The organism is Parabacteroides timonensis (assembly GCF_900128505.1).
Taxonomy (GTDB): Bacteria; Bacteroidota; Bacteroidia; order Bacteroidales; family Tannerellaceae; genus Parabacteroides; species Parabacteroides timonensis.
The window spans coordinates 29,507-55,373 of the sequence record NZ_LT669940.1 but is presented as its reverse complement, the minus strand read 5'-3'; the positions used below and the strand labels follow the sequence as shown (position 1 = coordinate 55,373).

17 protein-coding genes and 1 pseudogene are annotated in these 25,867 nt (G+C 40.5%); 1 reads left to right on the top strand and 17 read right to left on the bottom strand.

The features are described 5' to 3' along the window. Position 1 precedes the first annotated feature (1 nt). The 17 genes and pseudogenes from BQ7394_RS01075 to BQ7394_RS00995 form a co-directional block, all read right to left on the bottom strand. Positions 2-547, bottom strand: coding sequence for a DUF1599 domain-containing protein (locus BQ7394_RS01075; RefSeq protein WP_028728255.1), 546 nt, complete (start codon positions 545-547; stop codon positions 2-4). A 93-nt stretch (positions 548-640) separates the two neighbouring features. Further along, a complete protein-coding gene (locus BQ7394_RS01070) occupies positions 641-1,894 on the bottom strand; it encodes a M23 family metallopeptidase (RefSeq protein ID WP_075555678.1) in 1,254 nt (417 codons plus the stop codon). A 210-nt stretch (positions 1,895-2,104) separates the two neighbouring features. Continuing rightward, entirely contained in the window at positions 2,105-4,201 is a 2,097-nt protein-coding gene (gene recG, locus BQ7394_RS01065) for an ATP-dependent DNA helicase RecG (RefSeq protein WP_075555677.1), read from the bottom strand. A 169-nt stretch (positions 4,202-4,370) separates the two neighbouring features. Then, a complete protein-coding gene (locus tag BQ7394_RS01060; protein WP_075555676.1) occupies positions 4,371-4,832 on the bottom strand; it encodes a hypothetical protein in 462 nt (153 codons plus the stop codon). 305 nt (positions 4,833-5,137) lie between these two features. After that, the gene (locus BQ7394_RS01055; protein ID WP_075555675.1) at positions 5,138-6,358 is read right to left on the bottom strand and encodes a hypothetical protein; all 1,221 of its coding nucleotides are present in this window, start codon (positions 6,356-6,358) and stop codon (positions 5,138-5,140) included. Positions 6,359-6,433: 75 nt separating this feature from the next. Next, on the bottom strand, positions 6,434-6,769 hold the full coding sequence (locus BQ7394_RS25320) for a DUF3244 domain-containing protein (RefSeq protein ID WP_161951769.1): 336 nt from the start codon (positions 6,767-6,769) through the stop codon (positions 6,434-6,436). 195 nt (positions 6,770-6,964) lie between these two features. Beyond that, complete coding sequence (locus BQ7394_RS01045) at positions 6,965-8,326, bottom strand: tetratricopeptide repeat protein (RefSeq protein WP_235848642.1); 1,362 nt, start codon at positions 8,324-8,326, stop codon at positions 6,965-6,967. Between the two features lie 401 nt (positions 8,327-8,727). After that, positions 8,728-8,931 (bottom strand): annotated as a pseudogene (locus BQ7394_RS01040) (IS66-like element ISPba3 family transposase); the annotation flags it as partial. Between the two features lie 590 nt (positions 8,932-9,521). Further along, positions 9,522-10,457, bottom strand: a complete 936-nt coding sequence (locus BQ7394_RS01035; RefSeq protein ID WP_075555671.1) for a DMT family transporter — start codon at positions 10,455-10,457, stop codon at positions 9,522-9,524. A 152-nt stretch (positions 10,458-10,609) separates the two neighbouring features. After that, positions 10,610-10,936 (bottom strand): alpha-L-arabinofuranosidase C-terminal domain-containing protein, encoded by a 327-nt coding sequence (locus BQ7394_RS01030; RefSeq protein WP_075555670.1) that lies wholly within the window; start codon positions 10,934-10,936, stop codon positions 10,610-10,612. Positions 10,937-10,990: 54 nt separating this feature from the next. Next, positions 10,991-12,340 carry a sedoheptulokinase gene (locus tag BQ7394_RS01025; protein ID WP_075555669.1) on the bottom strand — a complete coding sequence of 450 codons (1,350 nt, stop codon included), beginning with the start codon at positions 12,338-12,340 and terminating at the stop codon, positions 10,991-10,993. Positions 12,341-12,441: 101 nt separating this feature from the next. Beyond that, complete coding sequence (locus BQ7394_RS01020) at positions 12,442-13,596, bottom strand: MFS transporter (RefSeq protein ID WP_075555668.1); 1,155 nt, start codon at positions 13,594-13,596, stop codon at positions 12,442-12,444. A 13-nt stretch (positions 13,597-13,609) separates the two neighbouring features. After that, positions 13,610-15,136, bottom strand: coding sequence for a glycoside hydrolase family 32 protein (locus BQ7394_RS01015; RefSeq protein ID WP_075555667.1), 1,527 nt, complete (start codon positions 15,134-15,136; stop codon positions 13,610-13,612). 13 nt (positions 15,137-15,149) lie between these two features. Continuing rightward, positions 15,150-17,324 carry a glycoside hydrolase family 32 protein gene (locus tag BQ7394_RS01010; protein WP_075555666.1) on the bottom strand — a complete coding sequence of 725 codons (2,175 nt, stop codon included), beginning with the start codon at positions 17,322-17,324 and terminating at the stop codon, positions 15,150-15,152. A gap of 129 nt (positions 17,325-17,453) precedes the next feature. After that, positions 17,454-19,172: a RagB/SusD family nutrient uptake outer membrane protein gene (locus BQ7394_RS01005; RefSeq protein ID WP_075555665.1), complete on the bottom strand. Its 1,719-nt coding sequence runs from the start codon at positions 19,170-19,172 to the stop codon at positions 17,454-17,456. Positions 19,173-19,195: 23 nt separating this feature from the next. Continuing rightward, a complete protein-coding gene (locus tag BQ7394_RS01000; RefSeq protein WP_082211591.1) occupies positions 19,196-22,396 on the bottom strand; it encodes a SusC/RagA family TonB-linked outer membrane protein in 3,201 nt (1,066 codons plus the stop codon). Between the two features lie 340 nt (positions 22,397-22,736). Beyond that, positions 22,737-24,218, bottom strand: a complete 1,482-nt coding sequence (locus BQ7394_RS00995; RefSeq protein ID WP_075555664.1) for a glycoside hydrolase family protein — start codon at positions 24,216-24,218, stop codon at positions 22,737-22,739. A 470-nt stretch (positions 24,219-24,688) separates the two neighbouring features. On the opposite strand from BQ7394_RS00995, the gene BQ7394_RS00990 reads away from it, so the two are divergent. Next, complete coding sequence (locus BQ7394_RS00990; protein ID WP_082211589.1) at positions 24,689-25,825, top strand: GntR family transcriptional regulator; 1,137 nt, start codon at positions 24,689-24,691, stop codon at positions 25,823-25,825. Positions 25,826-25,867: the final 42 nt, after the last annotated feature.

Here is a 25,867-nt window from a genome sequence, read left to right as displayed (position 1 = left end):
ATTATTCTTCGCCGTATTCCAGTTTGATCAAACCGAACAGGGCATAATTGATCATATCCATATAGTTGGCATCCACACCTTCCGAGACGATGGTCTTACCACCGTGGCTTTCGATCTGCTTCGTACGGTAGATCTTCATCAGGATCAGGTCGGTATAGGAGCTGATACGCATGCTGCGCCAGGCTTCGTCGTAATCATGGTTCTTGGCATACATCAACTCCTTGGTCTCCGTAATGTACTTATCGTATAATGCCAGTGCTTCCTCGTTCGTCATATCGGTGGTATCCGAAAAACCTTTGGCCAGCTGGATCAATCCGATCACCCCGTAATTAACGATGGCTACGAACTCGGGACGTATCCCTTCATCCACCATACTTACTCCTTTTATCTCGAGGCTGCGGATACGGTTTGCTTTAATAAATATCTGGTCGGTCAACGACTGGGGACGCATAATCCGCCACGATGGACCGTAATCTTTCAACTTCTTTTCGAATAACTCCCGGCACTGGGAGATCACTTTCTCAAACTGTTCTTTCGTATCAGCCATATCCTACATTATTATGCCGCAAAGATAGTAAAAAAACAACAAAGGCACAGATGTATGATTTCATCCGTGCCTTTCCTTTATCTTAAAAATAACTTATTTACAACGGATGGAACGACCTAATTTTAACACGGTTGTTTTAGATATCCCGTTCATTTCGCACAACTTGCTGACAGTTGTTCCGTATTTAGCAGCTAAAGCCCCCAGCGTATCGCCACTTTTGATACGGTGATAAACCGGCTCTGCTGCCTGAGCTGTTGAGGCATTTCCAGTCAGTGAAGCAACAGGAGTCACAGCTTCTACAGTAGTAGTCTTAGTAGTCTTAGCCGCAGCTGTCGTTGCTTTTGCCGTAGTCTGTTTTGTGGCAGGCTTAGCTGCAGCTACTTCTTTGCCGGCACTGCAACGGATAGACTGTCCCAGACGAAGCATGCTAGTACTCTTGATACCGTTCAGACGACAAAGTTCGTTCACAGTTGTTCCGTACATACGGGCGATCTTGCCTAATGTATCGCCGGATTTCACACGGTGATAAACCATCTGGTCGCTTGAAGAAGTATAGATATTACTCTTACGACCGTTAATCTTTATATTATGGAATACATAAGTGTCCTGGTGGGGAACTCCGTTCTCGAAGTCAATAATATCGGCCGGGTTGAGAGCCTGACCTAAAAAGCGTGTTTCGAAATGAAGGTGAGAACCGGTAGAACGTCCGGTATTTCCTCCTAATGCGATCGGATCGCCTGCACGTACGATGTCGTTTACATCTACAAGCGATTTGGATAAGTGACCGTAAACTGTTTCCAGTCCGTTCGGGTGGCGAACCACCAGGTAATTACCATATCCGCGACGTTCGAAATTACGGATACGAACTTTACCGTCAAATGCCGCACGGATCGTATCGCCGATCTGTACTTTCAGGTCGATACCTTTATGCATACGACGACGACGGGGACCATATTTGGAAGTTACTTTAATCTGACTGTCGATAGGAAGGGTAAAAGCGGAACAATCGATAGCACAAGAGTCAGGCATCTCGATCTTGGAACCTCCGCGGAAAGGATCTACCCAACGGGTATCCCAGTTTGAGCCGTATAATTCATCTGCCGGGAACAATAAATCTTCGTTTGCGGCAAGTGATTCATCCACTCTTGCATTAATCTCTGCTAATTCTTTCAGTCCCATATCTTTTCTGATCGTTACGCGGTCAGCCATCAGTTCCGACACGCGCTTATCCATCTTTACGATATGGATTGTCTGCTTTGGTGTATCTTTTCCTTCAGGATCTTTGGCCGATACAGCCGATACCATCAGGGAGGTACAGCAAATAAAAAGTAGTGCTTTTATCTTCATTTTTATCATTTTTCGAAATACGGAATCCAGGAGTAAAATAAGCTGTGAAACAGCCCCTATTTTTTACAAATCGACCAAAGTTCGTTATTTTGAGTAAGTTGACAAAATTCAATCCTGAAAAATTTCCGCAATGAAAATAAAGAAATTCAAAAGCACCATTTATTCTTACTGAAAAACAACGCATTACACAAAAACATGTTTCACAACATATTAGCTGATCATACCCCAATTTATCTTCCGGGCAAAGAGTGTTTTTAACCTTTCGTTCAAAATCCGGTTAGGTTCGGACAACAATTCCGGGTCTTTGTCCAAAACTTCCAATGCGATATCCCTTGCATATTGGAGAATCTGGCCATCGGCTGCAAGATTGGCGATTTTCAGGTCGAGCCCCTCCCCGCTTTGCTGGGTTCCTTCCAGATCGCCATGCCCGCGAAGGCGCAGATCGGCTTCCGCTATTTCGAAACCGTTATTGCTGTTTACCATAATCTCCAGACGTTTACGGGTATCGTTACTCAGTTTATAAGAGGAGACCAGGATACAATAGGACTGTTCCGCACCACGTCCGACACGCCCGCGCAACTGGTGCAACTGCGAAAGTCCGAAACGTTCGGCACTCTCAATGACCATCACGGAGGCATTCGGCACGTTCACGCCTACTTCGATCACGGTCGTTGCCATTAATATATGTGCTTCTCCGGATATGAACTTCTGCATTTCGGCATCCTTGTCGGCCGCCTTCATCTTTCCATGAACCATACAGACCTTATATTCCGGAAAGACTTCCTTAAAAGTTTCAAAGCCATCTTCCAGACTCTTGTAATCCAGCTTTTCACTTCCTTCGATCAACGGATAAACGACATAGACCTGGCGCCCCAATCCGATCTCCTTACGCAGAAAATCATAGAGCTGGGCTTTCTTGTTGTCGTACCGGTGCATCGTCTGGATCGGCTTACGTCCGGGAGGTAATTCATCGATCACGGAGACATCCAGATCTCCGTACAGCGTCATGGCCAGAGTCCGGGGGATGGGTGTTGCCGTCATCACCAGTACATGCGGAACAATGGCATTCTTTTTCCACAGGCGCGAACGTTGTTCCACTCCGAAACGATGTTGCTCGTCGATGATGGCCAGTCCCAGCGAAGAAAAAACGACAGTCTCTTCGATCAGGGCATGCGTCCCTATCACGATCTGTATTTCCCCCCGGGCAATAGCCGGAAGCAGCACATTCCGTTCTTTCTTTTTCGTCGAACCGGTCAGCAGCGCAACACGGATATCCATATCCTTCAGAAACTCCATGACGGTGGCATAATGCTGGGTGGCAAGTATTTCGGTCGGTGCCATCATACAGGCCTGGCAATGGTTATCGACAGCCAGCAACATGGAGAGCAATGCGACCAATGTCTTTCCGCTTCCCACATCACCCTGCAAAAGACGGTTCATCTGTCGTCCGCTTCCCATATCGGCACGGATTTCCTTGACGACTCGTTTTTGTGCTCCGGTCAGTTCAAAAGGAAGATACTCTTTATAAAATGTATTGAAGTAATCCCCGACGGTTGGGAAAACGATTCCTTTCAGTTTTAGTTTCCGAAGACTGGCCGTACGGAGGATGTTCAACTGTATAAAGAAAAGTTCGTCGAACTTCAGGCGTAACTGTGCCTGTTTCAATTTCTCCGCCGATTCCGGGAAATGGATATTCCGGATCGCTTCTTTCAACGGCATCATACGGATACGCGACAGCACATCCGGGGGAAGTGTTTCAGGCAACTCCCAGTTCAACGCACTTAATAAGGTATATTGCAGGTTCTGTATCGCCCTCGAATTGAGGAACGATTTCTTCATCTTCTCCGATGTATTATAGAAAGGTGTCAGACCGCCGGCCACCTGCTCTGCCTGTTCCACCGGATCGATGTCGGGATGGGGAATATTATAGATATGGCCGAACTCGGCCGGCTTACCGAAAACGATATAGTCGGTCCCTGTCTTATATTTATCCGTCACATAGTTAAGTCCCTTGAACCAAACGAGGTCGATCGTCCCGGTCCCGTCTGTAAATTTAGCCACCAGGCGGCGGGTCCGCCCCTCTCCGACCGTATCATAATACAGTATACGTCCTTTCAGTTGGATATAAGGCATATTACCCGTAATCTCCGCCACCTTATAAAAACGGCTACGGTCAATATATTTATACGGGAAATAAAACAACAGATCTTCATACGAAGATATTCCGGCTTCTTTCCGTAATATCTCCGCCTTCTTCGGGCCTACACCCGGCAGATACATGAGGGATCGTTTGTCGAGATCAAGCATAGCTGTCTATTTGGACAGCGAATTTATTATTTTTATGGTCATAATGCAAATTTATAACCAACAGAGAAATAAACAACAACACTTCATCCCAAACGAAGTGTTGTTGCCTTATTGTTACAAGATCTTCACAGGCTTTGATATTAAACCCCTTTATAGCAAACCAAGTTAATTATAAATGGAATTTATAGCCGACAGATATTCCCAATAAGAACTCCTGATTATTAATGCAGTTCTGGAAACAACTTACACCTACAAACAACCGTTTCACTTCCACACCAACATCTGCCGTCGCTCCTATTTGCCACGAACTTCCGGTACCTATATACGCACCGCCATTCAAACGGAGATTCGTTTTCTCACTTAAAGGGATATGGAATGAAGCATAAACAGGAACATTAAAATCGATATCCCACGTATCCGTATTTCTAACTGACCACTGATTAGCTGTATGTAACAACAATCCGGTCTGAATCGAAAATAACTTTGATTGTGGGAAATTTATATAGGCTCCTGCATGGAGTCCCCATACATCGCCAGCCATTACTCCGGTACGAGCTTCGATATCGGCAGCTTGTACATAATTAAAAATAGAGCATAATGTAATGCCAATTAATACTAGTGTCTTTTTCATTATATTTATATTAATACATGACTTAAAAGTGTCTCGTTTATTAAGAACGACCACAAGACTATTATATTGTATAAAGAAAATAATCGAAGTATAACACTGGGTTCTCCAAAAGTCACACCACAGTTATCTGATTTTTTGAAACCACCGATCACTCTTCAAATGTTAAACCTACTTTTCAATTCATACTTTAAATTCATGAGTATTAATAAGATCAAATTTATAGCCAACAGAAAAAGTTTAAACGAATGCAACTTATATTAAACAATTCTGAATCCAAGAAGTTCCTATTAACTGTATCAATTATTTCATTTCGTTGGCAAAGTAACCCAAAACTCGTCACCATTATATTGTCTCCAAGCACCTTCTGTGGTTTTATTATTATCGCCAAATATATCTGTACGATTAAAAATTTTATCTAAAATGAAGTCATCCCTTTTCTCATATTTATATGATACATTAACCGGAAGAATTTTTCCCATATAATTATATTTCAAAGAAACACTTCTATTTTTATCTTTACCACCATCTTTTTCAATTACAATTAAAGCATTATCTATTTCTTGAGGTGTCCAATTAGGCTGAATACACAGATCAATTTGTTTTGCCGTCCCAACATCAGATTTTGAAACATTAATTCTATATCTATTAACAAAAGGAATAGGATCTGGACCAGATATAGGCTGGCCTACATGACACCAAATAAAATCAAACTCAGGTCCTCCTGCTAATCCTCCATCATGATTATTCTTAGAATTAATAGATCCAATATAAACAGCACTTCCTGGCATATATCCAGGAACAGTCCCTGGTGAAGTTCTCACATCTCTAGTCTTTTCTTTTAACCATTGATTGGCCACTTCACTATAAAAAAATACACCATCTTTATTAACATATTCCCCATTTTCAAAATTAGGTAACTCATCATAAGGAGTATTATTCTTACTTATTATCCAGACCGGATGCGTCTTTACAAATTCTTTATCTAAACTGATAGTATCTATATTAGAGGTTTCATTTATCATATACCCCAATCTATAATTCTCATCACCATCTAAAAGATATGTAATGATAGGCTTCGTCCTACCATCCCACGCTTTAGAATAAGGCCAATATATCTGAACATCATTTTCAGACAAATAATCAAGAATATCCGGAGATTTTAATCCATAAGCTTCCACAATTGAAGAAGATTCTAATATATTTTTCAATTTTTCCACAAAAGAATAATTATTCGTAGTCCGCAATAATTTACTTGAAGTGGGCCATAACATATCAGTAAACCGATATTCTTCATCCAAACCATAAGCTAAAGAACGATCTACTCCCATTTTAACTTCATTCATTACTGTCTGATCGATTTCCATAGAAGCTAACAACTGAGCCACAGTAGATAACTCTATCACATTCTCCACAGATTTTGTTTTAGGCAATTGGTCTGGAACAGAGACACTGTCTAAGTCTTCATTTGAACAAGAAGCCATCGTAAAGCAAAATACTGTGGCTACGCATAATTTAAATACATTCATTTCATTAATAATTAGTTAGTAATTTTTATATTATATCAAAAAACCTTGCAATTCTAACTTACCCAAAGCAAGTAATTATTCTTCTATAGAAAAGTTCCCCACAAGAATATTTTCTTTATTTACAATGATAAGCACATAGTCTCCTTTTTTCAAATCCAAACCCAGAGGAATAGCAACATGATTTCCATCAATTACTGAACTGAAAACCACATTCCCAGAAACATCTTTTATTAATATATCCAATGTTCCCAAGTCTTCTGAAATTTCCAACTCTAACATTCGATCATCGATATACGCTTCGATCGAAGGCATTAAAGACCGTGCTTGATCCATTAAATCGATCTTTTCCCTCTTTGCAAAACCAGCCATTGTTACACATAACAACACCATAATTAATAAAAATCTTTTCATTATTCTAATTGTTTTATTTCCGACAGCAAAGGTATGGAGTCTATTAACAAAACGATCAATGCAAAACAGTAAATAGCATGTACAGAGTATCAATTTCACAAAACGAGCTAACAGGCTGATTATAAAACAACAAACACTCTCTACACACATGGTTACATATGTACAGAGGGTGTTTAATCCATCTCGAAGTAATATTTAAAGCCCTGCAATAACTTCTTCCAAGGTTGTTTCTGTATTTTCCAAATTTCCCTTTTTCCGGATCCTATAACGCTTACGATCGACAGATGTTGGTTGTATATTTAAAAAGACAGCCAACTGCTGATTATTAAAACTTAGTTTCAGTAAACAACAAAAACGCTTTTCTGTCTCAGTCAAACCAAGGAATTTCTTTTGTAGGCCATCCATAAAAAACGGATATGCCATTCGTAATAGCTCATACAATGCCTGCCATTCCTGATCCGTCAACAGATTCTTTTTAGCTTTCTCTATTGATTGGGCATTCTGAATCATTTTTTTATACACATCAGAATTCTCTAATATACCCTTTCGAATACCTGATATTTTTTCACTTAATCCCTGCACTGCATATTCTTTCTCCTGCAATACATTATTTATTTCCTTTTGTTTATTTCTCAACTTCTCATTTTTTTTAGTAAGACTATATCTATACTTAACGACAAGAATAACAAATATCAAAAACATAAAAATACTACCAACAAAAAAACGATAATATTCCAACTCCAATTTCGTATTTTCATTCAAAACCTCAACATATTCATATCGTTTTTCTGCTTTTAGCACATCTGTTTTCGCTTGTAATTCAGCAATGGAATCAGCAAAATGGTTAAAACGTTCATAATAGTCCAACGACAAAGAGTAATTACCCAACTCTTTTTCCAGTATATACGATCTGTATAATATTCCACCGGTCAGTGGTCGGTCAGTCGTTTTATGCAAAATAGCCATTTCTATATATTCACGTGCTTTATCATATTCTCCTTTTTTTGTAAACAAATTAGCCAATGCTAAATAAGTTGGCCCACTCCCTGCTTCATCATAAGCAATCGATTTGAACAAATAATTTTCTGCCAATGAATAGCTATTCATTTCTTTATAATTATTCCCTAACCGATTCGTTAAAGAGCTTAGCAACAACGAGTCATTCAAAGGCAAAGCTAATCTATAAGCATTCTGGAAATACTCCGAAGCCTCTCTATATTCTTCTTTTAGCACATGAAGCCACCCTATATTCCGAAGCGAATAAATATAATTCACGCTATCATTCCCTTTTAAGTAAGATTCACCACTCAACAATTGGCAACGTTCTGCCTCATCATAATTATCATCAAAATCATGCAATCCGGCAATCTTGTTATACAATTTCCCTGCCAACAAATATTTTTTCTCTACTTTCGCCATCTCCACCGCCTGTAAATACGATTTCATCGCCCATTCGAAATCCGTTTCCTCTTCATAAGACATCCCCAAGTACAGCAAACAATTCATCTTTTCTTCCGGAGAGCCATACTTTTCATAATACCCATTTGCTCGTTCCATCTGCGGGACAAACGGCATATCTTCACCCAACTGTTCAGACAGTCCGGCATAAATCAAACAGAAATGAGCAAATGCTTTATCATTCAGAACATCCGGGTTCGTAATACCTTCCAGAAGCGAGAAAGCACTATCCGGCTGTTCAATCCAGATCAATTCTTCCGCTTCTTTTATTTTCGAACGGATTTCACTGTTCTTTTTACAGGAAAAGAACAAACAAGACAAAATAAATAATAGTAAGGCGTTTTTCATATCAATACTTGTGTGTGTCATTCAAAGTGCAAAGTACAATAAATATTATAATATGCAAACAATGAGAAGATATTATATTTTCCAGCCTATCTATTTGCAATTACTATACGTACTAATTTGAATTACTATGGCGACTAATCAACGGTTGATAATTATGAACTGTCATAGCCATATATATTCTTCAGGACATACACCAGCCATTCTCTAAAGTTTACTTCTCCTGCTTTACAGCAGCTCATCAAAGAATAGATGACGGCAGCATTTTCTGCCAGATTATTCTCAATCAGATACTTGCCATCCAGATGGTATCTGATCAATCGGAGGTAAATCTCGTAAGTGTATTTGATTGCGTTTCCGCAAAACAGCAATAAGATACATTTCTTCCATAAAAACTGACAAAATGCATCGTTTTAGACAATTATAAAATCAACTCCTTTTACTAAAACAACCAAGCCAGATGAGGATAAAATACAATATTTAACATTAATCCAACTTAGATCAATCCAGAATTTTCATTTAAAAGGAATTACAACTTCGTTTAAAACGAAATTTTTTTCATTTAAAACAAAGTTAGCCTTTATCGAAGAGTAAATATTTGTTAATTACACCCGGAAAAATCTTTTTCAGCTAGTATTTTTACGCCCAAATACATACTTTATAACATATTTCTTTTACAGAAGGAGCAAATACATGAACAGACACGACAAAGCAAATCGACACAAATAACAGCCATCCCAACCCAAGATTCCGAATAACGAATTCTGCAGAAACCACAAAGAAATAATTATCGAGTATATATCTACACAATGACATTCTTGTCATACGCGTAAAGCAAATAAAAACGCACAATGCCGAACGGGGCCACATACAGCCTATAGAAAAAGGACATCATTTTACATTTTGATATTTTCCTTCTCTAAACTCAATACACGTAACGATTCTTTATTCAAGCACTCCTTTTCTTGAACGGAAGCCGGGGAAACAATTTCCTGAAACGGATCAGATAGGTTGTGATATTACTTCCGGCGATAATGAGTGTTACAGCCAGGATGATCATCACGATTCCACAACCCAATCTGGGTGTCAGTACTTCACCGAAAATGGTCACACCGAAAAAGACAGCTGTCAGAGGTTCCAACGCACCGAGGATGGCTGTCGGGGTTGAACCGATATACTGTATGGCCTGAGTGGTACACAGGAATGATATTGCGGTGGGAAAGATAGCCAAAGCGATCAGATTACCCCACAGGTACCAGTCGTTGGGAATATGCAGGCTCTGCCCGAAATCCACACGGATCAGGAAAAGCAAAACACCGAAAAGCAAGACATAAAAAGTCAGTTTAAGAGTCGCTATATCCTTCAATCTCGGCCGGTTCACACCAACGATATAAATTGCGTAACTGAGCGCCGATCCCATAACCAGAAGGACACCCATCGTACTAAGTGTCGCACCGCTACCGGTTTGGTAGAGCAAACCTATACCACCTAATGCCAGGAAAATACAAAGAATAGTCTGCAAGGTCAATTTCTCCTTAAAAAGCACCGACATGATCAGGGCAACCATGATCGGATAAACAAACAACAAGGTCGATGCAATACCGGCTTCCATGTAATTATAACTCTGGAACAGGGCAAGCGAAGAAAAAGCGACCAGGAATCCAAGGACAATCAACGGAACGAGGTCTCTCCGGCATAATTTAAAGTTTCGTCCTCTTGCTTTAAGCATAACACCCAATGCCGGAATGGCAAACAAGTATCTGAAAAACAATACAGAATCAGGATCCATTCCCGCTTTATAAAGGGGAAGAGCAAAAAGAGGATTCATGCCGTAAGTGGCGGCAGCTATGGCCCCCAATACGTATCCTTTTACCTTTGCATTCATAGAAGTAGATATTTGCTTATTAATATATCGATAATGGCCGGCAAATGTAGAGTGTCCTTTTTACATATACAATACCATCAAACGATATTTTTAATAAAAATATAAACCCCTAATGTTTTCTCTGACATTAGGGGTTCATCTATTTTACAATATCAATGTTCGCAAGGAATTCGCAGGATCGTAAATGAATTAGGCCGGCAAACCATTTCGAAAGAAGGTTTTATTCCTTTCAAGACGGTTTCTACCGGAACGACTTTTTCCGGATTTACAAAACTGTTCTCATCATCCGGATCCATGCCACTTAAAGTGATCTGCGTACCTTCCGACTGAACCGATTTCATATTAGACAGGTTGATCGAAATATTCCACGGCGTATTCTCACCATTCACCAATTTGATAACAACCTCGTTAGTCTGCTTATCATAGCCCGAAACAGCATAATGACGGATTACCGGCTGATAAGTATATTCATACTCCAACTGGTTATCCAGATAACATTTCCAGTGATTTCCCTTAATCTCAATTCTGACTCTTTAAGCAATTTTACATCTGTCTTCTCCTTTAACAGCACTCAAACAAGCCCCAAAAGCAGCCTCCTCCTGATACAAAGAAAAAGACAACTTACATCCGAATAATTCTTCAAATGCCTGACACAGGAGCGGATTTCTTTTAAGAGCATTCCCCGAACCAACGATAACATCTTTTTCATGACGGATATTCTCCGGAAGCCTTTGATAAAAATTATACAGTTCACGACTGATGCCTTTCAGAAAACCCAATATCAAATTTTCCGGAGTAAAATTAGAAAGAGATATATTTTCAATATGACCACGTTTGCACGGAGCAAAACGGGTTCCGTCAAATAAAGTTTCCACAATGGGAAGACCACTAACGTCTCCTTTATAGGGAACAGAAGTCATCACCTGGTAAAAATCCAAACCGCCGGCCTGGAGTTGCTCATCTGATAATGCCGGTAAAAAAAACCGTAGAGTCTGCTCAAAAAAGTTTTTCAACAAAACGAACGCCTGACCGCCACAAAGAGCGGCTCCCACCAATATGTATCCACCCCCGGGGAAAGGCCTTGTATCCAGTTCCGGTATTTTTATAAACTTATCCGAGTAAACAGAGATCTGACTACTTGTCCCTACGGTTATGTGAATTGAATGATGGATATCCTTTACCGAGCCGAGGAAAGCAGCCTGGTTGTCTCCTATCGCTGAATATACGGGTATCTGCTGCTTATTATAACCACAACAAGTGGCCGATTCCGACAATTCCGGTAAAATAGAAAGATCTATTCCCACTTTATCCAAAGCGGCATGATCAAAGCACAAATTTTTCGTATCGAAAAAGCCGATGCTTGCACCGTTCGAGTAATCAGTAAGAGGCGTTTTCTGTCCGGCCAACTTCATGACAACATAATCCATGATCGTACAGATCTGTTTCGCATCACCGGGAACCAGCCCATTTACCTGATTATAGAAATGCGTCACCAGACCGAAACCTGTTGCCAGCGCATAGCCTGTTTCATCCGACAAGTAAGTTGCATAAGTCTTATTATCACGATATAACTGATTACCTCTCCCATCCTGCCAGGTATAAAGTGGACTGACCGCTTCGCCTTGTTCATTCAAATAAAGTATTCCATGCATTTGTCCCGTAACACCAATGCCTTTAATATCCGGGTAACGCGAAGAGAAATCATCCATTATTTCTTCCACGATCTCAATGATTCTGCCGGGAGATTGGGTTTTCTCCCAAAGAACCTCCGAAACAATCGTTGAGTCGTTGGTAATTGTGACCGATTCTATTTTATTTTTTTTCAGATCATAAGCAACACTACTGATAGAACTGGTTCCGATATCTATTCCAATAAAGCACATATTTTATTTCTTTAATTACTAATCATTAAATGTATATTCTGGAAAATCCAATCTTTATATTTTTTTATATAATTGTGTAGTACAGACAATTAAATGCAAAGTTACGTATTTTCATTAAACTTCAACATAAGAAATACGAGGTAAGCCACACAAACTGTTAGCACAACGACAGCTCCGACCTGGCCACCGAGATTATCGGAAGCAAGTCCCATCAACAGCGGAAAAACAGCTCCTCCGGCTATTCCCATGATCATCAACCCGGAAATCTCATTGTTACGTGCCGGCTTATACATTAAGGCGCGTGAGAAAATGATCGGAAATACATTCGAGTTTCCTAATCCGATAAAGGCCACACATATATAAATTGTCATTGCATTAAAGCTGAAGTAAAGGCCAAGAATACCTAAAAGCATCAAACAGACGCTTATAACAAAGAAATTTCTCGAAGAGAACCTGGCCAGAATGAAAGTACCTGCAAAACAACCGCAAGTACGAAACAGGAAATATAAACTGGTTGCATATCCAGCTTCAGCCAGCTCCATACCGGTTCGTTCAATCAGTAGCTTCGGTGCTGTAATATTCACTCCGACATCGATCCCTACATGAACCAATATACCCAAAAACAGGATCAGAATGATCCGATCCCCCAGCATTCCGATACATTCTTTAAAAGAAGAAGTCTTACCTTCGATGGCATGTTCTTTAATATCGGTAAAATAGAGGTAAAAGATAGCAATCAGGGTAATAACGGCAAAGAGCGGGAAAAGTAGCTTCCAGTTGCCATAATGAATCAATGCCTGAGCTGCAATAATCGGAGCAGCAAAAGAAGCTATAGCTTTTACGAATTGTCCCAATGTCAGGAAACTGGGTAGTTTATTCCCGCTTACGATATTGGTTAGTAAAGGATTTAATGATACTTGCATCAATGTATTCCCCAGTCCGAGAAGAGAAAAACATAATAGCATGGAAATACTGCTGTAAGCGACAAAAGGCACACATAAAGCAACAAAGGTGACTATCAGACTCAGCAGCACCGTCTTTTTCCTGCCGATTTTATTCATAAGTATTCCCGTAGGAACAGAAAAGACCAAGAACCACAGAAATACCATCACCGAAAAGGCATTGGCTGCCGTATCGGAAAGGTCAAAATCACTCTTCACATAATTCGTAGCTATCCCGATAAGATCTATAAACCCCATCGTAAAGAAGACCAGCATCACCGGGATAATTTTTGCTATCACATTTTCATTTTTCATGGTATTTGTTTATTTATTTGTTTGTTTCAATACTTATCAAAGAGGCTTCTTTCAAATTAATATGCCCTGACTCCGTATAGCAATCTATTGATTCTATAGCCTCATCCGTAAAACAGAGAGAGGTCATAGCAACTTTATTGTCTCCTGCAAACCATTCAGCCGAGCCCCGATCGACAAGAATGTACCATTCATCAACCGGAGGATTTACCCGGTAGGCTGCTCCTAACGGACTTGTATAATCTTCCGAAAAAGAAGTGTCCGACAATCGGGAGCGATCCATATAGTAATAATTCATTTCAGCCCGATATGCAAAGGCTATTTCTCCGCCGGAAACTGTTCTCAAACGAATGCCATATTCACGGGGATGCCACATCGCATAACGATCGGAGGCATCGAAAACCAAATGAATAACGAAAGGATATCGGGAGACTGATCTTTTATTGAAAATAGTTTGAATACCTGCTATTTCCGTATTTTCAATTTTCCGGGTCTTGCCGTATAAACTGCTCAGTTCACGCACCGGCTTTGAGCAAAGCGTATAATTGTTACCTTCATAAACCAATGTCAATTCACGGGGGAATGTCATACTTCCACGCTTCTCTGTTTGTGGTGTCAGATTTGCATATAACCAGCAATTCATCCAACTGACCATGATGGTACGGTCATCCGGTAAATTATTACATAAGATGCCTCCATAATTATCTTTACCATAATCAACCCACAACTCTTTCGATTGTGTCATATGAAAACCGGAGTTATTGAAATCGCCAATAAAATAGCGTGTGCCCGGTGCCCCATCCGACACTCCTTCGTTTACATTGATAAATAATACCCACTTCGTATCATCCGAGCCCTCTATCTTCAATGGGCTAAGCGTTGAATTTTCCCAACTGCCCGTTATATCCATTTCTCCTCCAAACTCATTCATGCATTTCCAGTGGATAGCATCCGGTGAAAAATAAAACCGGACTGTACGTCCTGTAGAAACAGTCATTACCCATGCATCTATCTGTTTATTCCAACAGACATTGGGATAACGCTTATTATCGGAATTATCTTCCCACTCCACACCAGCCTCTGTCCAGGTCGTTCCTTCATCTCTGCTGTATGCCATTCCAACCGAATAGGGAGAGGAATTACTGCCTGTACCTTGTTCCGGCTTATAACGGGTGTAGTAAGCGATAAAAACCGGGTGATCCGCAGAGCCTAGTCCGGAGGTATTGTCCTTATCGACAATCACACTACCGGAATAAACCTGGCCGTTCTCATCTGCTGCGATTGCGATCGGGCATTCTTCCCAATGGATCATATCTGTACTGACAGCATGCCCCCAACAGATATTCCCAGAAACAATATCCGACGGGTTACATTGATAAAACAGATGATATTTCCCGTTATGATGTATCAAACCGGCCGGTTCTCCGGTCCAGTTCTGTTCCCGTGAAAAATGTATCTCTTCACCGATATGAACGTTTCCCTCTCCGCAAGAGGACAGAAGTCCGGTTATTATTCCTATAATCAAAAAAGCAAACTGTTTCATTTTACTATTGCATTTAAATATTCCAGGCCGATTTTAAAGAATAAACTTCGGCTTTCACCACCAGAAGTGATCCTTGAGAACGGATCGCATACGTTTTATTATTATCCTCCGGCATAAAGCAGGAGCTCATCACGACTTCGCCATCATTGCCGAATATCTCCACCGAATTACGGTCTAATAAGATACGCAGACGGATCTTTCCATCCCGGGAAGGCAAGAATGCTCTTCCCAGATTGTTCGTATCATTGATTTCCGATTTATTTCCAGAAACCCAGTTATCGGGAATAATACCGTTGCGCATGGGAGTTCCACCACAGGAGAGCACTTTCTTTACGGCATCGTATGTTACCGTCACATTACGTAATGCTATTTCGAAGGAAGACGACCGGGTTACATCAAGTTCAAATTCCATATCATAAAGATCATCATGCAGTTTATCCAGTTTTTCTTCTCCGTTTATCGTTTGATTTTCCCATGTATATTCTTTATCATAGAGGTTTTGTATCTCCCGAACAGGTATACGAAAGGCTTTTAATCCGGTAGAAGTCGTTCGTAAAGTAATTTCAGTCGGAAAATTCATCTGTTGCTCAAAAGGCATTCCCGGATATTTTAATGTTGGCATCCAAGCTATGGTAACACATCTGCCGTCTGGCACATTATTCCATGTCTGCGCCGCATAATAATTGGTACCGTAATCCCCCCGTAACACTTTTGTTTCAGCCTTAAAGTTTTTACCGTCAAAGGAACCAATCACATAGTCCCCATTAGCACCAAAAAACAACCATTTCTTATTGTCCGGATCACCATCAACCGGCAGGGCTTCAAACCCAGGACATTCTCTTACTCCCTCAATGGAAGAAGTACTCAGGTATTTCCACTCTTTCAGATTTTTCGAACCGAACAGGGCAAATTCATATCCTTCATTCATGAACAAGGACATGATCCACTGTTGCGATTCTTCATCCCATACCACTTTCGGATCACGGTTGGCATATTTAATATGCCGGATCACTGGATTCTGATCATAATAAGTAAAGGTCATACCGCCATCATTACTGTAAGCGATACATTGCGTGCATAAAGGGCCCAGGCCCGCATCCGGATGTCCACCATTTGTGATAAAAGCAATAATTGCTTTTTTATCTCCTGTTTGAAAACCTGCGACATTGTTCACATCGACCACTGCCGATCCCGACCAACATCCCGACCACACTTTATGAGGAGTGATATGATTTGTTATCTGCTCCCAATGCACCAGGTCTTTACTGATTGCGTGTCCCCAATCTTTATACGCTCCCGGGCGATGCGGAGGCATATACTGGAAAAACAAATGATAAACGCCGTCATAAAAGACTTGGCCGTTCGGATCATTCAACCAGTTCTTTTTAGCAGAGAAATGGAATTGGGGGCGATATTTTTCTTTGTAGTATTCCGGCCGGCCGTCTTTCAATATCGTGACATTAGACAATGCCATGACTTCCGAGTCTGACAACCACTTATCCCATAATGCAACGAGGTCAATCAACCCCTTAAAAGTAGCTTCCACTTCATTGTCTGCAACTTCTGCGTATCCGTCAGGTTGTTTATATTGTGCGCCGATAAGTAACGGACGACAGTTCCAATCACGTATCTGTCCAACAGTAACTTCGTCATCCCGTAATATTCCATTTACAAACAATTCGGATATTTTTCCATTAAAACGAAAAAGAATGTCCTGCCAGCCATTTATTTCGTCTTCCGACAATTTATATTTTAATAAATGAGTTCCGGCAATTTCGTCGCTACCCATTTTTACTTCAATGTAAATATCTTTTTCTATTGGATTAAGGGCAATGCTATAAGCCAGATTTTGATCGTTGCCTGCCTTAGTGATAACCGGAGAATATCCATTCACGACAGAAGCCTTCACACGGGCATAAAGCGTAACCTCTTTCCCTGTCAAATTTAGCTCGTTACCAGCTCCCTGGCCGGCGGTCAGCCATGCAGAGCCGTCAAACTGAGCTGCTTTATTCCCTTTTAAGTTCACAATCGGAACTTCGCCATGAGATTTCAACATACTGTTTTCTCCCGCCTGATCATTCAGATCAGAGAATGCCCATACGGCAACAGCATCGTCGAAAACACTTTCCGAACGGCAGGATGAGGCTAACAACATCACTATAAATCCCCATGTAAACAATCTATTCATATAACTTCTATTTCTATGGATATTTTTTACTTTGTTTCCAGGCTTCAACCTTTTAGGCATACAGTCTCGATTTGCAAAAAGGAGCCATACTCAGGAAACTGAGCACAGCTCCTACAATCACCGGTTATATTACCATCCGGTATTCTGCTTGTATAATCCCTTCACATAACTGATCTGTACCTGAGGGATCGGGAAATATTCATCCCGGTTCTTTGTAAACTTCGCATCCTTTAGATAAGAACGGCGAGTCTTCTCCACTTCGAAATATTCATTCATGTATTCTGCGGCAATACCCCAGCGTACAAGATCGAAGAACCATTTACCCTCTGTTGAGAATTCAAGGTGACGTTCCCAGCGAAGAGCCTGCATCGCAAAGTCTTTTGTCCATGCGGGGCAGTTCACTCCCGGTCGATAAGGTTGAACATCAAACTTACCGGTAGGAGTGCCATCTTCAAACTTTAATCTACCTGTACTTGCTGCTGCACGAAGACGAATCTGGTTTATCAGGTTTAGAGCCTCGTCCATACCTTCTCCTAATTGAATCAGCGCTTCCGCTCTCCACAACATCACTTCATCCAAACGAAGTACATCCCAGTTCAAGCCGGCTCCCATAAACGGATTGGTCTTTTTAAAACAATCGCATGTCGGTAAAACAAGCAATTTCTGACTCATGGAATAACCATATACTTCAGGCGTACGTGTCCAATTCTCCTGCATCACATAAGAAGGTTCGTACTTCCAGGGCATTCCTGGAACACAAGCGGTATGCATCAAACGCGGATCCATCGGTGTCTTAGCAAAAGCCTCTTTGTTATCCAGCGTTTCGCCTTCGTTGAACTTTTCGAAATCAGGTACTCCGTTCACTGTTTTATACCGGTTCATCATATTTACAGATGGCTGCAGGAATCCGCAACAGCCATAGTCCGAATTAACGGGAGATACCAACCAGGAATTCAATCGTCCCTGAGGAGTATCTGCTGTATATTGAATTGCCCATATAGATTCAGGACCATTTTCAAACTCACACAAGAAGTTTTCCGCAAAATCTGACGCCAGACTCTTACCGGAATTATCGATGATATCTTTACACAGACTTGCAACTTCTGTTAGTTTCTCACGATTTATATTAACGACATTGTGCTTTTCATCCTGTTCATAGGCTGCAAAAATCAGTACTTTCGCCAAATAAGCCTTTGCCGCGAATTTATTCGGGCGTCCTACTTCATCTTGTTTTTCAGGCAAAGTACTCACCCCATAACGAAGATCGTCAATCAATTTTCCCCAAAGTTCCTGATCGGTCAACTCATCGTTGCTTACCTTATCATACATATCTTGCGGAGTATCCTCATCGATATAAGGGAAGAATTTGAAACATTGCTTCATATACATGTAGATATGCGCCCGTAAGAAACGTAACTCTGCGATCCGCTGGTCTTTTAGCGGGTATTCCTCCGGTGTCAATGCTTTTACTCTTCTCAAAGCATCATGTATCCTACCTATCGCTACGTAATGAACCCACCAAAGGTTATCCAGGTCTCCTACATTAGTCGCCTGCATATATGTGAATGTTTCCCAACGGTTTCTTTCCGCATTGTCATTTGTACCCGAACCACCTTTATACGCTTCTCCACCACGGACAGATCCTTCTTCATAGGGCATACCCATCTGTTTATTGAAATGGTTTTGTCCGCAAAAAGAATAAGCTGCATTCACCATCTGCTCAACTCTTTCAGGTGTATTTAAGTCTTCATCGGACACAACTCCCTGTGGCTTCGTATCCAGCATGGAATCACATGAGGAACAGAAGAGTAGAGATAAACCGAAAATGGCTATTGTTATCGCTTTCATATTTCATTAAATTTTAGAAGTTATTAAAAAGATACATTTACCCCGAATGTCATGGAGAATGGTAACGGGTATCCATTGCCGGGAGTTTCCGGATCAAGGCCGGTATAGGCATTGTCGCCCCAGGTTTTCTTCAAGGTGAGCACATTATCGGCTCTCAATGAAAGTCTCGCTCTGCTCATTCTCACTTTTGCCAGCACATTCTTGGGTATAGTATATCCTAATTCGATATTCCGGATTTTCATATAAGAACCACTTTCCACATAATAGGTAGAAAAACGTCCTTCGTCATTATAGTTATTAATTGACATCGCCGGAATGGTAGAACTGGTATTCGTCGGAGTCCAGGCATCCAACATACGTGTTCCATAATTCTCACCAGAAGTACTTAACGCATAGATATCAGTCCATGACTTCCATCCGCTGACATCCAGTTTTTTTCCAAATACTCCATTGAAGAATACAGAAAAATCAAAGTTTTTCCAGTTTAAGGCAACATTAACACCATATTCAAGGGCCGGATTTTGATCGCCTAACCATGTTCTGTCTTCACTATCGATCTTTCCGTCTTTATTGATATCCTTGTATCGAATACGACCGGGAGCAGCACCTACCTGCGTAGCATGTGCATCAACCTCTGCCTGAGACTGGAATAGTCCGTCAGCGATATAACCATACATAGAAGATTTGGGACGGCCAAGAATATTCTGGTCTGTACCGTTACCTGCAAAATTGTTTATTACCTCATCGGGAACATGGATTATTTTCTGCTTATTATGTGAGAATACTCCACTTACGTCAAAGCCTACATCACCAAATTTATCGGTATAGTTCAAGGTTAATTCAAACCCTTTGTTATCAATATCAGCACCATTCAACCACATCTGGGCTCCTTCACCTAAAGTGGCAACAGTACCCGGCTTCATCAGGATATCGGATGTTTTCTTTATGTAGTAATCAAACGATCCTCCGAACTTTGAATCAAAGAAACCAAAATCCAATCCAAAGTTATGCTGTGCGGTTGTTTCCCATTTCAAGTTAGGATTGTCTCTTTGAGTCCGGCGAAAACCTGAAGGTAGATTATTTCCGCCTTGCCCTGTAAAGTCATAAGCCGTACCCCAGTTCCAATCTTCCGCATAATGATCGTAGAGAGCCTCGTACATCAAATAAGCTGCATAGTCATCTATACGTGAGTTACCGTTTTGTCCCCAACCGTAACGAAGTTTCAAAATAGAGAAGTTGGATAATGCATCTTTCAGGAATGCTTCATTATTCAATACCCAACCCAATGAGAATGCGGGGAATGTTGCCCAACGGTTATTCGCTCCGAATACAGAAGAAGCATCCCGGCGGAGAGTAACTGAAGCAAGGTAACGGTTTCCATAATTATAGTTGAATTTACCAAACCAGGATATCAGCGTATTATAACTGGAAGAACCTCCGTTATCCCTGTCTTCTTCACCTGCACCCAATTGCATATAATCAGGAGTCTCCAATGCAAATACACGTCTGCTTCCCCAATGTTTTTGATAGCTATGGTCCACTGTTTCCTGCCCCAGCATAATATCGAAACCATGCTTATTTATATCAAAGACATATTGCAAAATATTACTGTTATTCCAGTCGAAATTATAGTCTGAAGTCTGGGTTAGCTTGTTACGGCTTTCACTCATAAAACCGGAGCTATAAGTCAGATTCATTTCTCTTCTCCAGAAACCGACAAAATCAGCTCCAAAAGAAGAACGGAAAGTCAGTCCCTTCAGTATCTCAATACTGATATAGGCATTACCGAATAAACGCAGGTTATCCTGATAGTTCTGGTCATTATCCTCAATTAAGCGGACGGGATTTTGACGGTCACTCATACCACCTATAGGGCCACCCCAACCAATTCCATCGACCGTATGAACAGGGACAATAGACATCAGGGATTTGCAGCCTCCCAAGTTGCCATCCCCGACATTAGAGCTACTCCTCCATTTGGATACAGTAAAATTCTCACCGACTTTCACACGTCCGCCCAACCAACTGTAATCAGTATTTACACGGGCATTAAAACGATTAAAATAACTTCCTTTTATCGTACCTTTGTTATCATAGTAGTCAAGAGCAAAAAGAGCATTTCCACTATCTGTACCGGATGATAAAGTGACATTGTATTGCTGGATCTGTCCCGTACGTAAAATTTCTTTTTGCCAATCCGTATCAGCCGAACGCATAGTCTTTTCGACCGGGTCCAGATATTCTCGCCAGGAAACATTATCCAAAACCCAATTTCCGTTCGAGTCCTGATGATCCTGGTATTGGTACAAACCACCATAACCATTCACATATCCGATACCCACCTGGTTGGGATCAGCTTGGGAATTATCATTTTTGATCGCCCAGTATTGAGCAATACCGCGCTGTTCGGTGTTCATCAGTTCATAAGGCTTCTTACTGCTTGCCACCGTATAAGAAGCCTTAAAATCGACTGTCGTTCCTTTTTTCCCTTTCCGGGTAGTAATAATGATAACTCCATTTGCAGCACGCGAACCATAGATAGATGCAGAAGAAGCATCTTTCAACACCTGGATCGATTCAATATCCATCGAGGACAGTTCTTCCATGGAACGGGTCGTAGGTGTTCCGTCAATAATATACAACGGGTCATTGTTGTTTAAAGTACCTTCTCCACGTATACGGATAGTTGCCTTGGAATCCGGAGACCCATTAGTAGAGACAGCCATACCGGCTACTTTTCCCTGGATGGCACGCATAGCATTACCTGCGATATTTGAACGAATCTGGTCTACTTTGACAACAGACACGGAACCAGTCAAATCCGCTTTGCGCTGGCTGGTATAACCAGTCACAACTACCTCATCCAGATTCTGTGCATCTTCTACCAATCTGATCGTTATATCTTTCGCTGTCGAGACTGGGATTTCCTTCGTCTTATATCCGATAAAGCTCAAAACTAACGTGCCTTGGCTTCCGACATTTAATGAAAAACGTCCGTCGGCATCTGTTATGGTGCCATTACGATCTCCATCTTTTTCAACAATAGAAACGCCGGGCATAGGCTCGCCGGTCTCATCTAAAACAGTACCTGTCGCAACTATTTTCTGCTGATTGACAGTACCTACCTTATCCACGGCAGATGCATGTCCGGTAATAGCACACAGGGAAAACGCAAGTGTCAGGTAACACATTGCTTTTTTCACATGAAATGTTGTTTGATTCATGAAATAGATTTTTAATTGTTATTAAACTTAAGGTGCTTTTTAATATTCGCCTTTTCACTTTGCTCTCAAAGTATTTATCATACTTTCCTAAATCAGATTCATCCACTATTTAAATTCTTCATACATATATAAATTTGTCACTCATTTACCATTTACCAGACTTGGCTATCATTTCCCCTGACAGAAAAATATCCAATCAAAAACTCACCTTTTAAAGACAAAAGGGGCCCTGTCAACCGGACAATCCGGATGATTTTCACACATTATATTCAAATAAGTTTTCCGGGCATATTCAACCCGAACGGAAAGAAACTGAAGTTTTATTTTAAACCCATAAACACTAATTTTTGATTTCCTGAATTCGTATATCTCTGATAACGGCATTACCGTTTTTTACATAGAAGAAGAGGTTTTTCCCCTTTTGCTCTGGCAAACGATTAAGCACACATCGTTTGTTATTTATAGACACATCAAAAAATTCTCCGTTCACAATCAAATCCAGCAAGATGGGTTTATCCAATTCTTTTACACCATGAATAGATGTATTATGCATTAAAACCGTTTGATTATCCGGGTTTAACTCCAAACGATAACCATTCTTCCGACCGTCTGTTGCACGCAAAAACAAACCCAACTCTTCATAATTTCCTTTAGGTTCTATCTTCATCGAAATGCGATAATTATCCGGAAGGTCGGAAAGAGCAGCTACACCGATATCGCCCGAAGCATTCATTGTTATATTTCCCTTGGAGACAGAAACAATATTTGCGGGTGAAGAAATTTGTATGGCCGGAGTCGTTATCGGATGCATAGCCGGTAAAACTTCTTTTAAAAATTTGGTTGCTAAGGTTCCATCCGGCTCCTGATATACTTCCCTGAGCAAAATAGTTCCACCCCAAATCCTATCCCCGTTATCTTTATCATCCTTACGACAGGGAGAATAGGCCACTGCAATACGGCGTCCGTCTTTAAAACCAGCTGTTTTATAGACACTTCCGAAATATTCAATCAAGGCCTGTGATTCCGGATATATCCAGGGGCCATACGTATCTTTGGACATAAGATAATAGGTGTGGCCACCAATACTGTATAATAAATAATACCAATCGTTCCACTTAAAATAATCCGCGCATTCGGGAGTTCCGCGTTGTCCTTTCAACGGAGATTCCACTTCCTTCCAGTTTTTCAGGTCAGTTGAAGTAAGATGCACCAGATATCCTCCAAAACCGTCTAAAGAGGGCTCTTTCAAATTACCGGGAATGAACAAATGGAAAAGACCGTTTTCATCCTTAAAGACTTTCGGGTCTCTAAAATCGCGGCTTATACATTCTTCTGGAGCATAATAAAACGGATTGGGTTCCTGCTTTTGGTAAGTATATCCGCCATCCGTACTTATTGCATAGCTCAGTTGTTCATGTACTCTCTCGTTTTCCTTCACACGCGTTGCATAAAATGCATAGAATTTATCACCTTCCGCAATTACAGATCCTGTACAGATAGACTTTTCCCATTCCTCGTTTTCAATACCTAAAGCAACCGGATAGTGTTTCCAGTTTATCAAATCAGTTGTAGTGCTCAATGCCCACTGATGACCTCCCAAACCTCCAAGACCCGCATGATGCCCTTCGTCCAGTAGCCAGTACAAATAGAATGTTCCATTATGATAATAAGGCATACAATCACCGGAAAACAGATGTTCTTCTACCGGTTTAAAATATTGCATATGGGTAGTGCGCTGAATGGCCGGATTATAATCTTTTACAACCTGTGCAAAAGAAGATATCGTAACTAATAGAAAAGTTGCTAAAAGTTCTTTTTTCATTTGAGTATGATTTAATTTTTATACATTAGTTGTAAAGTAAATAACAAAGCAATATGATAGTCATATTACATTTAGCTAACAAAACATCCCTTGTCTCCCGTTGCAAATATAGAGATCAGATCATAATAAACAAAGAACAATTTACATTTTAGCACATTTTAATTTATCACATTTATTACATTTATCGTCATATACAATACTTAAAAAAGAGTAAACAGAAATATAAGACGCCAGGACAGAACAGAAGCAATACACAGCCTAATAGTATATATATCAATGCATAAGCATCAAAATACCTTTAAATAAAATATCTTAAACCTTACAAACATTACATTCATTAAATGTAAACACCAACATGTCACACTTTAACATTTCAAGAAGAATAACTTACATCCAGCAAGGTCTATATTTTACATTCCTAATCCACCAACAAAAAAAAATCACATTTACCACCAACAAATGCAAACTATTTGCAAATAATAATTACATTTGCACATAACTTTAAAATCACCTTTATGGAATCTAAAATAAGCTACAAGGTTATTTACAATACATTGAAAGATCAGATATTGAAAGAAGCATTTGCCCCGGGGTCTATGTTACCTACCGAGCAAACACTGGCTCAAAAATATTCTGTTTCCAGACCGACTATTGCTAAGGTATATAACCAGTTACAAGAAGAAGGTTTTATAAAAAAGACGAAAGGACTTGGTACAGTCGTTATATACCAATGTAAAAATACAACCTATACATTTGGCTTACTTTTACCCGGAGCAGGTGAATCGGAAATATTTTCCATTATTAATGACCAACTCTTGAGGCAATCCGAAATCGGTAGATTCAATTGCCTTTGGGAAGGAGCTACAGCAAGCAGTGCGGAAATCAGAAAAACACTTATTGAAACGTGCTGTGAAAGTTACATAAATAAAAAGGTCGATGGTATTTTCTTTTCCCCGCTGGAAAGAGTTCCGGATGCATACAACCTGAATTTAAAAATCTGTGCAGCTATACGGGAAGCCAATATACCATTAGTTCTTATTGACAGGGATATTCTGACTTTTCCCGAACGAAGTGAATTTGATGTGGTATGCCTGGATAATTTCAGTGCCGGTTGTATCATGGCAAAACACCTGATCGATCAGGGCTGCAATAAACTTCATTTTTTTTACCGTCCTGATTCGGCCAGTTCTGTAGACTTACGCCTTTCCGGTGTTCGTGAAACTGTCCTTAAACATCAGTATCCATTTACTGAGAATAATATTTTTTGTGGGAATCCTGAAGATCTGGATTTTGTTAAACAAATGGAAATTGTTCCCGGGAAAACAGGTATTATATGTGCTAATGATTCCACAGCTGCAGTGCTCATGTCTTCTTTGGATGCTTTAGGCATCAAAATATCATCGGATATTTTGATGTGCGCATATGATGATATGAAATATTCAAAGCATCTCAAACATTCATTGACATCTTACAGGCAACCATGTGTGGAGATTGCCAACGTCAGCATTGAGTTATTGATGCGGAGATTAAAAGACAACAACCACATTCCCATTACAGCAAACCTGACAGGAGAAATAGTGATTCGTGAATCCAGTCAATTTCTCTAAGATTATACAAATTACACTCTGATCCTTTTGACTTACATCAGG